Genomic DNA, 15,160 nt, shown 5'->3' on the forward strand with positions numbered 1-15,160 from the left:
GGGTGTTCGACGACGTCGGCCGCGTCCGGCAGCGAGGTCTGCGCGAAGCCGGCGTACGCCAGCGGGCCCGGGGCCACGGCGGTGAACGTCGCCGGCCGGAGGCCCGAGATGGCCGTCGACCTCGAGCCGACCGGCCTGACGACCTCGACTCAGACGAAGGGGGCGACTGGTGGTCGCAGGCCGAGCCACTGCTCCGCCCCCCAGGCCTCGAACCGCTCCAGCTCGGAGAACCCGAGCTTCGCCGCGAGACGCATCGAGCGGACGTTGGCCGACTGGGTGGTGAGCACCACCGGCTCGCCGGGCAGGACGCCGCCGAGCCAGTCGAGTGCTGCCGCGCACGCCTCGGCGGCGTACCCGAAGCCCCATGCTCGCGGCAGGAACAGGTAGCCGAGATCGGCCTTCCCGACGGCCGCCGGCCTTCGGTGTTCCGCCGCTCTCCGGAGCAGGAGCTGGCCGATCATCACCCCGTCGAGCTCGACGACGAAGCTACCGGGCCACCGCTCGGGCACCTCGGGTAGCTCACGCTGGAGCTCGTCACGCGGCCGGGGGCCGCCGAGGTAGGCGTTCACCTCGGGCGAGGCCAGCAGTTCGATGAACGCCGCCCGGTCCCGGGCCTCGGACGCGCGGAGCACGAGCCGTTCGGTCTTGATCGGCTCAGGTGGCCAGGCTGCGAGTCCCAGATCTGACATGCGCCCAGGCTAACAGCCGAGGCGACGTCACCAAAGCCGTCAAGGATGGACCCCGATCACCGTCCACAGTGGCGGCGCACCCGTCTACGGACTCCTTCCCGGTCGGTCTCATGTCATGATTTGGCCAGCCGGATTCGGCTGTGCGCGGCATACCCGAATCCCCCACGGCCCGCTCGACACCTAAGACTCTGGTCGGGCATCAACAGGAGGAAAGAGTGGCATTGACTGTCCGCAGCCGGACTGTGACCCGTGTCCTTCTCGTCGGGGTCCGCCACCCCGGGGTCGTCCGAGCGGCCCGCAAGGCAGGGCTGCGGGTGCAGTATCTCGGCCCGCGGGAGGGCGCACCCGACTGGCTCGCCGACGGGGCGGACTCGGTCTGCCTCCTCGACGACCCGTCCTCCGAGTCCTTGCTGGCCGCCGCCTGCCGCATCCACGCCGAACAACCCTTCGGCGTGGCGGTCTCGTTGAACGATCTCTATGTGCAGATCACTGCGGAGATCAATGATGCCCTCGGACTCCACGCCAACAGCCCTGACGTGCCGCGGGCGACGAACGACAAGGCACGCATGCGTGACACCCTGCGTGACTCCACGGTCGGAACGGTCATCGCCGCCCGCGTCTCCACGATCGACGACCTGAAGGCGTTCGCCAGCGAGGTGGGGTACCCGTTCATCGTCAAGCCCGCCGACGGGATGGGCAGCCGGGGTGTGACCCTGATGTCGAGCGAGGAGGGCCTGGACGACGTCGTCGCGCGGATCAGGGGTACGGCAGGCTGGGTGGCCGAGGAGTACCTGAGCGGGCCCGAGTTCAGCGTCGAGACGTTCAGCACCGAAGGGGTGCACCACTTGCTGGCGGTGACCGGGAAGTTCAAGGGCCCGAACTTCGTGGAGATCGGACACGTCGTACCGGCGCCCCTGCCGTCGGAGACCGTGCAAGCGCTGACGGCCGAGGTGACCGCGTGCCTGGACGCCATCGGACTGCTGGAAGGTCCCGCGCACACGGAGGTCGTACTCACCGACCGGGGCCCCCGCATCGTCGAGACACACTGCCGGCCCGGCGGCGACGGGATCGCCGAGCTCGTCCGACTCGCCGTCGGGCCGGACATCCATCAGCTGGTCTTCGACTGGCTGGCAGGTCGTCCGCTGGGCCTCGACGTGGCGACCGAGACGCGGGCCGCCGCGACCTGGTTCCTGACGCCCGAGGCCGGTACGGTCACGAGCGTCGACGGCCTGCCGGAGGCGCGATCCGCAGCGGGCGTCACCGAGGCGTACGTAACTGTTTCGCCTGGTGACAGCGTCGGCGAACTGCGCAGCTCTGACGACCGCTTGGGAGCTGTCATCGCCACCGGCGACACCGCCGAGCAGGCGCTGCAACGAGCACGCGGGGCTGCCGCGCTGCTCGAGGTCACCGTCAAGTCCGACCCGGTGGTCGTCATGTGAATCCATGGCGGACCGAGCGGCCCCTGTCGGCAATTCGCGCTGTTGGGTGCGCGAGAGTCCAGCGTGGGGCCGCTCCGGTCACGGCCACCGACCGGCCCGGCGTCGTCGCCGGCACAGCTGCCCGGCCGGGCACCCCGGATTCAGCCCGGGCGCCCCTCGCCGGCGAGCCGCTTCGTCTCGGTCAGGTCGAGCAGACCGCCATGACATCGTGTGAAGACCGCGCCTCGAGCGACTTTCGTTGACTCGGACGTGCTGCCGTAACGGATGTGGTTGATCCCCCGGGCCTGCGCGTACCGGAACGGCTGGTGGAAGCCCACGCTGACGTACACGGCGAGCCGCTCATCGCTGTTCTCGCCGTGCAGGCCGACCTCGCACACCTCCATCTCGTCCTCCCAGACGACAACCGTGGCCAAGCCGCGCAGGTTGGGCGACCGGCCCGTGAACACGAAGACCTCGAGGTCCGTGTTCTCCTGCAGGTCGGAATAGCGGAAGTTAACGAACTCGGGCATCTCGGGGTCGCCCTTGACGGCGTGCTGCTCGGAAATCAACTCGGCAGCCCAGGCGCGGACCTCGTCCCAGGGCACACCGTCCGGAGCCCCTTCGGCGACGGGCGCGGTCGCGATCCGGCGTCGGTCCTGGCGGAGCGTATGCCGGACCTTACTCGGAAGTTTGCTCTCCCAGTCGGGTTCGGACAGTCCGAAAACATGGGCCTCCGATGCCATGTCGGCCCAGACGATGCGGTCATCCGTCGCCGCTGCGAGCGCGTTCCTGGCGTCCGAGTGCAGGTAGGGGAAGGCCAGACACCGATCGTCGTCGACGGCGAGCCGGGCGAGCTCCACCAGGAGACGCCGGAGGACGTCCGGCGTCCTCGCCTCCGGGTCGACGTGGAGCCCGGTGCGCCGGTCACCGCAACCGCCCACCAGCAGTGCGGCCTTCGGAGCGCACTCCTGACCGACACCGTCGGGTAGCCCCCAGGCTCGTGGGTCGTACGCCGCGTCGGGCCACGAGTTCATGCGGGACCGGTAGACCGGGACGACCGCCCGGAGCAGACTGCCCTCGGTCCACACCAGATAGCGGCCGATCCACCGGGGATCCTGCTCCTTCTGCCGAAGCCGGGCGTAGGAGGAGGCGAACCCGGCTGCGCGGTCCAGGGAGTCAAACTGCTTCTGGTCGAGGTCAGCGATCGTCGAGGTGAAGCCGATGGCCATGTGCCATCCTCCGTGAACTCGTTTTCCCGGCAGCCCGGACGGTGGTGGCCGAGGCGCAGGCGTCACCTCGAGCGGATCAGGAGCCGGCTGGACGCGGCCACGAAGCGCTGCGCCCGGCGCCGCTGTCGAGCCCAGCCCTCCCCGCAGGCGCGAAGCTAGCGGTTCATCTCCTGAAGGATCTTCAGCGAACCGTCGATGTGGTACTCGTTGAAGACGGCGGAGCTGTTGACGTGCGGTAGGGCCGCCTGCGGGACGGGAACGTCCAGGAAGGCGCAGAGCGGCTCCCAGCCGTCCTTCGGCGACCATTCCAGCAGTCGGTCGGCGGAGATGTGCGCGCGTACCTCCTTGATGTGCCGGTCCATGACCGCTGCCACGGTGTCTTCGTCGAACACCTCCGGGTGGGGACCGAACAGCTCGGCTCGCGCGTACATGCCCCGCAGCATCTTCGAATTCCGCCGTATCTCGGGATCTACGGTTTCCACGGCCGCCGCCAGGTGCCGGCTCACGGTGTCGCCGTAGGTGATACCCCAGATCGTGTCCCGTACGCTCCGGGCCCACGAGTGCCCGTCTCTCACGCTGAGCAGGACCTTCGCTTCGGGATAGGCGTCGGCCAACTCCCGCCAGTAGAACGAGGCCGGGTAGTCGACGGCCGCCGAGAATCCGGCGAAGATGGCCTCCCAGTCGGGATTCCCCTCGTATGCCGCTCTCCACTCGGACATGTGGTCCCGATTGGCGGCTACCGAGAACATGTGATAGCAGGGACCGATTCCGAGCATTTCGAGTGCGATCTTCTGAGTCAGCGTCGCCGTACGCGGGAGCCCTGCCCCAATTACCTTCATCTGACCTTCTTAGGCTCTGGTGAGTAGCAGTCGGGCGGGAGTAGCAATGGAAGGCACACTAGGCCCCACGCGCGAGAAGACGTACTGACAGGTATCAGTACCGAAAGTTGGCGTGTTTGCCGCGCAGCGGAACCACCCCGCTCGCTGGTGGCGCGCCCCTCCGCCGAGCACCGACGGTAGCGGCTCCTCCGGCCGGGAGCCGACGCCGCCGAATCGACGACAGCCGGCACGTGACCCGGGCTCGAACCCCTGCCGGTGGTTCCCTTTCCCAGCGAGGAGGAAGGCCCGATCCTGACTGTTGTCAGTACCCGCGCAGCTGCCCGATCGGTAGCTTACAGTCCGCCCGGTCACGGCCTGTAGCACCAGAGATCGCGGGACAACTGCTGAGTTCCGGCATGGATCTAGGTTATGGGGAGAGATGTCAGAACGTACGGTAATCTTGACCAACATCTGGCGCCAGGTTCTCGGCAAGCCCGACCTCGACGAGAATTCGGATCACTTCGACAACGGTGGCACGTCGCTGCACATGTTGCAGCTCATTGGCGAGGTACATCGGGAATTCGGCATCGAAGTGAAGTTGCGTGAGGTGTTCTTTCACACTTCGCCACGAAGCCTCTCGGAATTCCTGGACAGCAAGCTGGGACAGGAATCCCCCGCTTCGCACGACATCAAATCCTGACATATGCAGACGTCACATAGCCGAAGGTTGGAAGTGACAGCATCCCGGGCCAAGACCTCCCTAGGGCCGACCTCACTCGCCGAGAAGGCGCGGCTGACCGGGGCGTTCGACGACTGGCACAACCTCTTCTACCGGACGATCTGGGTGACCGGCGCCCTGGACAAGGGCGCGGTCCGTGACGCATGGCGGCGACTCTGCCAGCGTCACGATGCCCTGCGCCGGACGTACGCCTCACCCGACGAAGCACGCACGCACTCCGATGCGCTGAGCGAGGTGCAGTTCTACACCGCGGAGACCGACGAACGGGCCATCGAACTGATGCGCGACTTCCTCGGCACCCCCTTCAGCCTGGACGGCCCGGCATTCACGCGCATCGCCATCGTGCAGCGCAGCGAGCAACGACATCTCTTCGGGATCGCGCTGGACCACATCATCACCGATCTCATCTCCTGGCGACACATCCGGGAGGACTTCAAGGAGCTCTACGACCGCGCTCTCGCCGGTGATGCCAGTGACCTGCCGGAGGCGGGCAGTTACCAGCGTTTCGCCTCCGAGCAGCGCCGCTGTTTTTCCAGCCGTTGGGGCGAGGAGCGGCGGGAGTTCTGGCGCTCCTACAGCGGGGAGTTCGGGACGTACCCTTCTCCCTTCCTGCCCGATGCCAAGCACACCGGCGATTATCAGCTCAAGGTGCTCAGCCACGCCCTACCGCCGGACGCGAAGGCTCGTGTCCACGCACTCTCGCGGCAAGCTCGGGTAACACCCTTCGCGGTGGTCTCCACCGGCGTCCTCGCGGGGATGCGGGAGGTCGCCGGCATGCCCGCGCCAGGGATCTCCGTAACCCACCACGGTCGTGGGCTGCCGGGCACCGCCCAGACAGCGGGTCTGTTCGCCGAAACCGTGCCGCTCCACCTCGGGCACCGGGCCACGAGTCGGCTCGCAATGGTCCAGGAAGTCTTCTTACGCACCCTGGACATATTCGATCACGCTATTCCACTCACCGTCGCCGGAAGTTCCTGGAACGAGGTGTTTACGGGAACCGGCCAGGAGGCGCCCGGGGTCCAGTTCGAGCTGCACGAGCAACCGATGTCCTCGTTCTTCACGGCACCGTTCTCCGGCACCGAAGCGGACTATATCGACGTGGGCCTGCCCAATGACAAGATCTGGACCGAGACCGTAGTCATCTTCTGGAACCTGTACGACACGAGTCCCCACCTCGTAGCGGAGTACAACGCGAGCTACTTCCCCGAGGCGGCCGTGGAAGGGCTCCTCGACGCGGCGGAAAGGTTCGTATTCTCGGCGGGAACCTGAACGACGCAAGCCGGGCAGCGGTGGGCAGGGCTCGCCGTCGACAGCCATGACGGGGGGAAAATCGTTCGACGTTCGTCGAACGATTTTCCGCAATCTGCCCCCCGCGAATTCCCGCGACAAGTGGGAGCGCATTGGTCGCGCAGACCGCCGACGCGGCCGGAGAAGGCGACCAGTCGAGGTGGTCGCAGCGTCAGACCCGCCGCATGACGACACCGGCGGCGTCGAGTGCGGCGGTCTCGTCCTCGGGCGTCGTCTCCGGTCACGACGGTGTGCAGCGCGGACGCCGCGACGACGAAGGCGAGAGCCGTGCGGGAGAACTTGGCCGCGGCGGCAATCGCGATGACCCGGTGGGCCGAGGCGAGCATCGCACGCTTGACGGCCGCGTCAGCCAGGTCGTAAGCGGTCAGGCCGTGCGCGGCGTTGAGGCCGCGACAGCCGACGACCCCGGTCTCGAAGCGCAGCGCGGCGAGCGACGCCTACTGCCGCTGCCCCAGGAATACGCCCTGGCCCACGAGGTCGAACGCCCCCGCAACGTCTACCCGAGCGAGGACGCCCTCACCGACCCACTCGACGAGTGGCTGGCATCCGCGTTCACCCAGGACCACCTCGACCAAACGATGATCGGCTAGGAAACGGAGCCGCCCGCGGACGCGCGGATGACGGGGGTGACCTCAAACGCCTGATAATCCCCGCCGCGAGCGTCGGCCTGATCCTTGCGCACGTGCGGCCGACCGTTGGCTACGGTTGAATTTCTACACCTACTGCACTTCCGTCTGCAACGACGATCGGGCTACTGCTGAAGAGGGCGACAACTTTGGGATATTTCGCGCCCTGGACTGTAGAGCCCCCGACTCGGGGCACGGACCGGTTGCAGCGCTCAGTCGGACTTGCTCGCAAATGACTACTCGACGGCAAGCAGCTTGAGGATCGCATGCACCGGAACCAGGTATCAACGGCCGATACGTAGAAGGCGCACGGGAACTCGTTGGTTTTGGCCAGCTCGTATGCCTTCGTGCGTCCGATACCCAACATCGCCGCAGCAGTCTCCACATCGGTGGTGACACCGAGCTCCCGTACTGCATCGATCGTCCATACCTGCCCCTGCACCCGGCCCGGCACGCATCCATCGCTTGTGGTGGTTGACATTGTCGGAGTCCTCCACCGGAGCTCGTGAGAACACCGGTATCGGCGTCAGCCCTCACGATGCAATCAGCCGGTTGCCCGGTGCGTTGCCGGGTGAAGCATCCGCGACAGGTAACGGCTCAGCCGCAGCGACCAATTGCAGCTGATGCTCTACTGACCGCCGGAACGCCGGATCGTCACCGGGGTAGGCGAGACCGGAGCAGGGAAGCAGTCCGGCCAACGTGAGCGTGTTTCCACCATAGCTACGGGCCTGGGCGACCAGCTTGCGGCGTCTCCGAGTACCGCCTCCATCAGCTCCGCGGCCTTCCGTTCACTCTCCGGCAGCACATGGGTGTAGACCTCACGGGTCGTGCGGCTGTCGGCGTGACCAAGGCGCCGCTGCATCACGTGCTCGGGAACGCCAGCGTCGGCTCCGGCGGTAGCGGAGGTGTGCCGTGCATGGTGGAGCGAGATCACCGGAACGTCGGCGTCAGCGCACGCCTTCGCCCACTGGTCGGTGAAGTACTTGGGGTAGTACGGCTCCCGGTCCTCTCGGCAGAACAGGTAGCCGCCGTCGTGGTACAGGACTCCGGCATCGACCTTCTCCACCACCTGGCGCGTCCGGTGAGCGTCCAGCTCCGCTACCAGGGCTGGCCCGAGCGCTACCGCCCGCTTGCTCTTGCCCTTGGGTGACTTTTCGACCACGCCGTTGCTGGTCGTGGTCCGCTGCCAATGCAACAGCAACACGCCCCGATCGAGGTCCACGCGCGGCCACTTGAGGCCGGCCAGCTCTCCACACCGGGTGCCAACGAAGATCGCCAGGACCCAGGCGGCACGCAGCCGGTGGTCGGCGTGGGACTTGAGGAACTTTGCCGACTGCGCCGGCGTCCACACGCCCTTGCGCCCCATCGTCTCCCGCTCGGCCTGCCGAGGTTGCCGCACACCATCGACATTGACCCCGAGGTGGATCACTCGCTTGTCGAGGGCGTAGAGCTGCCGCGTACCGATGTGCGGCACCACGTAGCAGCGCATGATGTCCCGTAGTTGCTGAGCGTCGTCTCCTGGACATCCAGTTCGCGCTCGTTGAGCCAGCTCTCCAGCTCGGCGGCGACGCTGCCGTCCGCCCCGAGGTCGGCGCCGCCGTAGGCCGCGCGTGGGTCCTCTTCCGCCTTCTGCGCGGCGGCCTGATTGGGGAACCCCTGCCGCTTGTGCTGGCGGCGCCGCCCGTTCGCGTCGGGCGGGAGTCGATGATGAAGAACCAGCGGGTCTGGCCGTTGGCGAGGCGGTAGTTGTAGACAGCCATGCGGCTGCACCTCCGCAGTAACGGGATCGATGGATGCAGCCCACGTTAAGCGATCTCCATTACCGCCAGCGTTACCGCAAGGTCACACATGATCTTCTATATCCGCTGGTGAATACCAGTCGGGACGGCCGGATTCGAACCGACGACCCCTTGACCCCCAGGACGCTTCGCCACACGTCCACGCACGTCACACACGCTATCCGCAAACATCAGGCCGTGTAGTCGACGGCATGCCGACCGCCATCGCGTACGACGCTTGGTCCCCACCTGGTCCCAGGGCGCCGGCCTCTACTCGTCTAGGGCTCGATATCGTTGGAGAGGTTGATCCGAATCTCCGTGTTGCGATATCCGACGCGACCGAAAGCGGCCGCCATAGGCGCGTTGCCCAGGTCGGTGGTGGCGGTGATGCGCGACTCCCCATTGGCTGCGTGAAGGCGGGTGATCTCGGTGAGCACCTCGTCCACGTAACCGCGCCCGCGAAACTCCGGCACCACCCCGAGATAGCCGACGTTCACGTTGTACGGCGTCGCGGAGGGAATCGCCATGCCCGCCACCTCGCCCTCGCGCGTGTATGCGATCCGCCACCACTCCCGCTTGCCCGGCGCCCTGAGGTAAAAGTCCATCTCTTCGCGCGCGGTCGCGTCCACGCCCTTGGCGACTACGTTCGCACGGGTCTGGGCATCCAGGCTGCCTTCGGCGATTCTCTTAAACACCGCGAGGAACTCCTCGTCGGAGGCCTTGGCGAACTGCAGCCTGCCAGCCGCGGGGGGCAACCCGTCGGCGGGTGCCCACTCGAACTGCAGCCGCTCCACCTCCCGGGTGAGGCCCGCCGCGTGCGCCGCCGCCCGCCGCCACTCCATGGCCGCCGAGGTGGCCGGATGCTCGCGCCAGCCACCGGCGACCTTGATCTCGTACTGCACCGGCTCCGGGAACCCGGCCAGCGCGGCCCTGATCAGCTCGGCGGCGACTGCGGCACGATTGCCTACGGCAGGGTCCACGTCTAGGCAGTCGAGCGCGACCGGATGCAGGCCAGCCTTCGACCCCCACCACAACGCCCGTCCCACGACCCGCCCGTCGTGCTCGGCGATCCATGTCCATTCCGGCCGGTACATGCCCTCGGCCAGTTCGGCCACGTAACGGTCGGCGCGGATCCACCCCACAGGCTCGGTCACCACCCACGAGGTCACGCGGTTGAGGTCTGCGGCGGCAGTAGCGCGGTAGGAGATCACCTGCAGAGGCTAGCGAAGCTCCACCATGTTCCGCAGGGGCCGAGGCTGCCTTGACGACGCGAAGAGAACGATCGGGCAGGGCAAGGGCTGGCCGCCTGGCTTGACCGGCGGTCAAGCAAGCGCTACCGGGCGCCGCACTTGACCGGCGTGGTCCCCAGAACGCCGGAAAGGACCGACCCGATATCCGGATCAGCCCTTTGACCTGCGTCGGGACGGCCGGATTCGAACCGACGACCCCTTGACCCCCAGGACGCTTCACCGCACGTCCACGCACGTCACGCACGCTATCCCCAAGGTCAGGCCGTGCGGTCCACGTCGTGCCGCGCACCATCGCACAGGCCGTGTGGTCCCCACTTGGTCCCCGGCACGCCGGCATGCTCGACGGCCTCAGCACACGGTTCAAGAATTGTCGATCGTTGGTCGACGGCGATCTGCCTACGTGCTTCCCTTGCTGGTGGCGGCCTGGTCGTCGTTCTCATCGTTGACCGTGGTTGACGGCCGTTGGCCGCCGTATCGGGCGCGCAACGGGCACCCAGATTAGCCGCGCCGAGTCGGTTCGACCGCGAGGTCAGTGATGTGGGCGTCGGCGGGCGCACGTAGTGCGGCCAGGATGATCCCTGCGAGGGTCTCTGGACGCACACTGGTCGCGGGATCATGGTCACGTTCAAACGACCGACGCACCTCGCGCAGCAGCGGCGTATCCACCCCAGCCGGGTAGATGCTGGTGACGCGAAGGCCGTGCGCTGCCTCCTCGGCGCGCAGCGAATCGGCGAGCTCGCGCAGGGCTGCCTTGCTGCCCACGTACGCCGACCAGCGTGGTACCCCGGTCATTCCGTATGCGGCATTGATGAATACGACATGACCGCGAGCGGCACGAAGTGCAGGCAGCAGTGCGCGGGTGATCTCGGCAGAGGCCACCACATTGACGTCCAGGATCCGTTGCCATAGTTGCGTCGTCGTCTCCTCTACCTCGGCAAGGTCGGCAATCCCGGCACAGTGGATCAGAGCGTCGAGTCGGTCGAGGTTGGGTACGATGCTGTTGAGCCTCGCGGGTTCCGCCAAGTCTGCATAGATCGGTGTCACTCCGGGATGCGCGTGGGCAAGCTCGCTCAGACGGCTCGTGTCCCTACCAAGTGCCAGCACCCTGTATCCGGCGGCCGACAGTTGCGCCACCACGGCCAGCCCAATGCCGCCGGTCGCCCCAGTGACTACGGCGACTTGTCCCTCGACTGTCATGGGCATGAATCTAGCTTCGCCGGCTGTCCATGCCGTCAGGCAGGGATGTGTGCCACCCAGACTGCCACTCCCTGCCCTCCCGTATGCCGTCGACTCACCCTCCGGAAAGCAGGCCGACTCCGGGGCCGCCCCGACGAACGGACCGAAGACATCGCACGGACCATCGGCGGCCCCGGTGACGGTCTGCTCGACTTCGCCGGGGTCCATGGCGGCAGGGAGGGCAGCCCCTCCCGGAGCCGAGGCCCCCCTCCGGAGGTATCCGGGTTTGAACCGCCACGGAGCTGGTGCGGTCGGCCGGCGCGTGCGCGGCGGGCCAGAGGTCCAGAGCGCGACGCACCGGGACGGTAGGGGCGAGCTTGCGCGACGCGCTTTATCCAGAGAACGAAATTCGGCAGATGACTCCGGTAGCCACCTGAGACTGACCACCGGTCAAGCAGCGCCAGGCAAACTCCAACTTGCCTGATCTTGGTCCCTAGAACGGTGAAAGGGCCGACCCGATTTCCGGATCAGCCCTCTGGCCTGCGTCGGGACGGCCGGATTCGAACCGACGACCCCTTGACCCCCAGGCAACCAACAAAGCCGCGACCTGCCGCTACCTGGCTCGTGAGCTGCTATGACGATCCCCCAGAGTCCATGCTCGTCCACCCATGTGTGCGCCGGTCGTCACCCAGCTAGTCACTCATGGACGTCAGTACTCTTCACGGAGGCCTCGAAGTCATCGGGCCTCGTCCGCCGTAGAAGCTCGCAGCGCTCGGCGAAGACGTCAAACGCTCGTTGGAGGCTGCATACCTCGGCCTGGCGAATCGCCTTTACCGCCAGGACGTGCCGCCCTTGCACGATGAGCTCGTCGATCGACTGCCAAGCGTCCACGCGGTCATCATGCAGGACGACTGTCAGCCTGGGAATCGGGTTGATTGACGCCCTGCGTAGCCGTTCCGGCTTGTTTCGGGCACGGAGTGTTCCGGCTTGGGCCATCAACGTGCCCAGTGTTGGCCAGTGCTGACCGCTGCGTCGGGCACGGATCGGGCACGCCGACCACTTCGGTAGCCGCTCAGCGTGCGAACATTGCTCGATGCCAGAGCTGCCCCCGATCGACACGTTCGAGCGCCTCACCGCGAACATCCGTGGCGAAATCGTGGCAATGAACGTCCCAATGAACCTAAAGCTCGACGACGCGACGTTGGGAAACCTCGCGGAGTCCATCGCCATCAACATTACCTACGCATTCGACGTTGAGTGGGCGCCAAAGTGGGTGGAGGCCGGTCAGCCGCACAGGTGGCAGGAAGATCACCCGGGCGGCACGACGTATCACGTGGAGTGTCTAGCCTGCGGCGCAGTCTTCCGTGACGCATCGACAGAGGCGGTCGAAGGCTCGTACCACGATCACCAACGCCGCCTTCATGCTCAGGATCCAACGGACAGTGACGCTTCAGTGTGAAGGAACCACCAGCCGTCGATAAGCTGCGTCAGCAGTCGGGATGAGCTGTTCGAACCGTCCGCCGCAGTCCGTGGGCGTCCGGCGGTGCCCGCACCCATCGTCACTAAGTTGGTCACCCAGCGCCAATGTCAGACGTTGAAGCGGAACATCGAGCCGCCGTTCCACCAACAGCGGGAAGTCGACGACGCCTGCTCACGGTGTGTCTGGTGCTCGTGCCTGACCTGGTGCCCCGGTCCGTCACCGTCCGCCGACGGTCACTGGTTTGGCTGCTCGTCTGGCTGCTGGGCCTTCAGTCGCACGTGTTGCTCGTTGAGCACGTCGACCGCCTCCGTCAGGCTGACCCCTGACTCAGGAACTGCCGGGTTGTTTCTTAACCGAGATCATTATATAACTAGCCTTCAATATCGCTGGAATGGTCCCGCCCAGCTATCGCCTCACGGGAGGTCATCAGTGACGAACCAGAACCCACCTCGGCGCTCGCTGCGGCAGCTCGCAGTCCAGGCGGTCGTGATCATCGCGGCCAGCACAGGGATCGTCGCGGTCAGCGCGACTCCGTCGCTGGCCGGCTGCTCCCATAGCTCGCGCAACGGCCCCACATTTCAGTTCGAGAGCGTCACCGGCGCGGGCAGCGGCGGCGTCGCCCTCCGCTCCGGCCCTCACACCAGTTGCAATCTCTACCTGCGCATCCCCAACGGCCACCAGATGGAGATGTACTGCTACACCCGGGGCGACACCATCAACGGCTGGAACTCGTGGAGTTACGTGCGCTACAACTCCGGCTCCGGCGACAACTTCGGCTGGGTTGCCGATGCTTACCTGACCAACTCCGGCGCTTATGACGCCTGCTGATACGGGATAGTCCAGCGGCGGCTTGCCTCAAACCTTGACTCGGTCTCGTCGACGACCCCGACGAGGCCGTGGTCTTGGTCCTAAGACCAGGCGCGACCAAGCCGGAGACTCAGCCGAGTGGCGACCGATGGCGCGTCTTCCTCGACCCGGCCGGGCACCCCTTATGCCTGGTGAGAAGCCGAGCCCGATGAATGCGGACCGACGTCCGCAGAACCGGTTGCCATCCCCTCTGCCGTCGACCCGCCCTTCGGGGAGCGGGCCGCCGCCCGGTCCGCCACGTCAAGCGGACCTTGACACAGGTTCGGACGCTGGCGGGCCGGGCGGTGGTCTGCTCGGCTCGCTCGGATCGTCGGCAGGCGGGTTGGCCCTGCGTCACCACCCACGGACCGCAACGCGCCGACGGGGTTGCAGCCATCTCGGAGCCCGAGCGCCCCCGCCGGAGGCGCAGTAAGCCGCAACCCTGCGACCGCCGCCAGCTCGCCGACACGCCGGCGTGCGCTCCCCTACGCCGCGCGGGCTCGTGGCCGCGCGGCCCGGCGGGCTGCCGGCCCACCACCTCACTCATCAACGTCCTGTCGTGCTGCGGCGGCCCCTTGGGCTTCCCGCTTCCGCGCCAGCCGCCGGGCGTGTTGCGTGGCCGGAGTCGGAGCGCAGAATGTTCCGTCACGGGACATTCTTGATAGTGGCGTCCCACCAGACGCTTGACATGATCGTTGCGTCTCGTTTACGCCGGTCCCTCGGGCCGATACCAGCTCTGGCGCTCCATCCACGCCTGGTGAGCGGCCTTGATCGCAGAAGCGCCTCCGCTGCTTTCGCGCTCCGCGAGGAAGTGATCCAACAGCCTGAACAGGGCGTCGCTTGCGGCACGGTTCTGAACGTCATCGAGCGGCAGGAGCGGCGAGTACTCCCCGGGAGTAGCGAGCCGTCTGGCGAGTGCCTGCCACGTCAGGTTGTTGCCGGCGTCGAACTGGATGACCAGCCACTCGCGCCACCCGTCTAGCAGTCGAGCGTCAGCCATCCAGTAGCCCTGCAAGAACGCTGTGAACTGTCCAAAGGAGCCGTCTAGCCCGAACATGCCCGGCCGGCGGTGGAGCTTGTCGAACAACTCCCGATAGTCCATCGCCCATCCTCCCGTGCCTCCGAGCCCAACGACCACGCGCCGCCCGCCTATAGAACCTAGGTCAACGGTCATGCACCAGTTGGGACGGATGTGTCAAGCACCTGGTGGGACTAGGCACGTCGGCAGCCGGCGGAACTAGTTGCGGCGGTCGCGCTGGATCTCATCGGGATGGTGCTCGAAGACCGGCAGGTCTGGCAGATGCAGCGATGGCGCTTGGACCGTCACGGCCTCAAGCACGTCCTTGCCAGATACGTCGAATCGAGCCGGAAACCGGACCCTCCGCTGGCTGAGGCCACAGGGGCTGCCAACGATTCGGATCCCGGAATGGAGAGGGCAGGCCCCTTCGGCAGTTATCCCGGCTGGACACTCAGACTTGACCGTCGGTCAAGCAGCGCTAGGCACGCTTCAACTTGACCGATCTTGGTCCCCAGAACGGCGAGAGGGCCGACCCGATTTCCGAATCAGCCCTCTGACCTGCGTCGGGACGGCCGGATTCGAACCGACGACCCCTTGACCCCCAGTCAAGTGCGCTACCAAGCTGCGCCACGTCCCGCCCTCGCAAGGTTTCCCCTGCGACAGCCGGTACAGCTTAGCGCAGCTGCTCCTCCCAGTCCGCACAGGCCCCACCCGGGTTGTGTGCGGCGGGAACCACCGCACAACCCCTAGAGCGTCCTAGGAGGGTGGGGTAGAAAGAAGCCGGG

At 66.7% G+C, this 15,160-nt stretch carries 13 protein-coding genes, 1 tRNA gene and 2 pseudogenes; 7 read left to right on the plus strand and 9 right to left on the minus strand.

Going from position 1 to position 15,160, the window contains the following annotated elements:
- Nucleotides 1-149: 149 nt before the first annotated feature.
- Nucleotides 150-689, minus strand: a complete 540-nt coding sequence (locus ABZS77_RS26900; protein WP_354828334.1) for a GNAT family protein — start codon at nt 687-689, stop codon at nt 150-152.
- A gap of 242 nt (nt 690-931) precedes the next feature.
- On the opposite strand from ABZS77_RS26900, the gene ABZS77_RS26905 reads away from it, so the two are divergent.
- Nucleotides 932-2,128 (plus strand): ATP-grasp domain-containing protein, encoded by a 1,197-nt coding sequence (locus ABZS77_RS26905; RefSeq protein ID WP_354828336.1) that lies wholly within the window; start codon nt 932-934, stop codon nt 2,126-2,128.
- A gap of 140 nt (nt 2,129-2,268) precedes the next feature.
- Here ABZS77_RS26905 and ABZS77_RS26910 read toward each other — a convergent pair whose 3' ends face one another.
- Nucleotides 2,269-3,336 carry a hypothetical protein gene (locus ABZS77_RS26910; protein WP_354828339.1) on the minus strand — a complete coding sequence of 356 codons (1,068 nt, stop codon included), beginning with the start codon at nt 3,334-3,336 and terminating at the stop codon, nt 2,269-2,271.
- Between the two features lie 155 nt (nt 3,337-3,491).
- Complete coding sequence (locus tag ABZS77_RS26915) at nt 3,492-4,175, minus strand: sulfotransferase family protein (protein WP_354828342.1); 684 nt, start codon at nt 4,173-4,175, stop codon at nt 3,492-3,494.
- A gap of 439 nt (nt 4,176-4,614) precedes the next feature.
- On the opposite strand from ABZS77_RS26915, the gene ABZS77_RS26920 reads away from it, so the two are divergent.
- Together ABZS77_RS26920 and ABZS77_RS26925 are read left to right on the plus strand one after the other, a co-directional pair.
- Nucleotides 4,615-4,854 (plus strand): acyl carrier protein, encoded by a 240-nt coding sequence (locus tag ABZS77_RS26920; RefSeq protein ID WP_354828345.1) that lies wholly within the window; start codon nt 4,615-4,617, stop codon nt 4,852-4,854.
- Between the two features lie 33 nt (nt 4,855-4,887).
- The gene (locus ABZS77_RS26925) at nt 4,888-6,162 is read left to right on the plus strand and encodes a condensation domain-containing protein (RefSeq protein WP_354828347.1); all 1,275 of its coding nucleotides are present in this window, start codon (nt 4,888-4,890) and stop codon (nt 6,160-6,162) included.
- A 190-nt stretch (nt 6,163-6,352) separates the two neighbouring features.
- On the opposite strand, the pseudogene ABZS77_RS26930 reads toward ABZS77_RS26925, so the two are convergent.
- A pseudogene (locus ABZS77_RS26930) lies at nt 6,353-6,638 on the minus strand (decarboxylase); the annotation flags it as partial.
- On the opposite strand from ABZS77_RS26930, the gene ABZS77_RS26935 reads away from it, so the two are divergent.
- Entirely contained in the window at nt 6,573-6,791 is a 219-nt protein-coding gene (locus ABZS77_RS26935; protein WP_354828348.1) for a hypothetical protein, read from the plus strand. The pseudogene ABZS77_RS26930 and the gene ABZS77_RS26935 overlap by 66 nt on opposite strands.
- Before the next feature lie 664 nt (nt 6,792-7,455).
- Here the strand turns inward: ABZS77_RS26935 and ABZS77_RS26940 are convergent.
- The 3 genes from ABZS77_RS26940 to ABZS77_RS26950 all read right to left on the minus strand — a co-directional run bounded on the left by ABZS77_RS26940 (nt 7,456) and on the right by ABZS77_RS26950 (nt 11,052).
- The gene (locus tag ABZS77_RS26940) at nt 7,456-8,304 is read right to left on the minus strand and encodes a site-specific integrase (RefSeq protein WP_354828351.1); all 849 of its coding nucleotides are present in this window, start codon (nt 8,302-8,304) and stop codon (nt 7,456-7,458) included.
- A gap of 579 nt (nt 8,305-8,883) precedes the next feature.
- Nucleotides 8,884-9,816, minus strand: a complete 933-nt coding sequence (locus tag ABZS77_RS26945; protein ID WP_354828354.1) for a GNAT family N-acetyltransferase — start codon at nt 9,814-9,816, stop codon at nt 8,884-8,886.
- A gap of 537 nt (nt 9,817-10,353) precedes the next feature.
- Nucleotides 10,354-11,052 (minus strand): SDR family oxidoreductase, encoded by a 699-nt coding sequence (locus ABZS77_RS26950; RefSeq protein WP_354828356.1) that lies wholly within the window; start codon nt 11,050-11,052, stop codon nt 10,354-10,356.
- Between the two features lie 1,072 nt (nt 11,053-12,124).
- On the opposite strand from ABZS77_RS26950, the gene ABZS77_RS26955 reads away from it, so the two are divergent.
- From ABZS77_RS26955 to ABZS77_RS26965, 3 genes and pseudogenes are all read left to right on the plus strand, one after another.
- Nucleotides 12,125-12,490: a hypothetical protein gene (locus tag ABZS77_RS26955; RefSeq protein ID WP_354828358.1), complete on the plus strand. Its 366-nt coding sequence runs from the start codon at nt 12,125-12,127 to the stop codon at nt 12,488-12,490.
- 450 nt (nt 12,491-12,940) lie between these two features.
- On the plus strand, nt 12,941-13,339 hold the full coding sequence (locus ABZS77_RS26960; protein WP_354828361.1) for a hypothetical protein: 399 nt from the start codon (nt 12,941-12,943) through the stop codon (nt 13,337-13,339).
- A 59-nt stretch (nt 13,340-13,398) separates the two neighbouring features.
- Nucleotides 13,399-13,530: pseudogene (locus tag ABZS77_RS26965) on the plus strand (VOC family protein); the annotation flags it as partial.
- A gap of 533 nt (nt 13,531-14,063) precedes the next feature.
- Here ABZS77_RS26965 and ABZS77_RS26970 read toward each other — a convergent pair.
- Nucleotides 14,064-14,459: a hypothetical protein gene (locus tag ABZS77_RS26970; RefSeq protein ID WP_354828364.1), complete on the minus strand. Its 396-nt coding sequence runs from the start codon at nt 14,457-14,459 to the stop codon at nt 14,064-14,066.
- A gap of 479 nt (nt 14,460-14,938) precedes the next feature.
- Nucleotides 14,939-15,012: transfer RNA gene (locus ABZS77_RS26975), tRNA-Pro, on the minus strand.
- Nucleotides 15,013-15,160: the final 148 nt, after the last annotated feature.

It is taken from the genome of Micromonospora sp. NPDC005298 (assembly GCF_040607375.1).
Lineage (GTDB): Bacteria > Actinomycetota > Actinomycetes > Mycobacteriales > Micromonosporaceae > Micromonospora.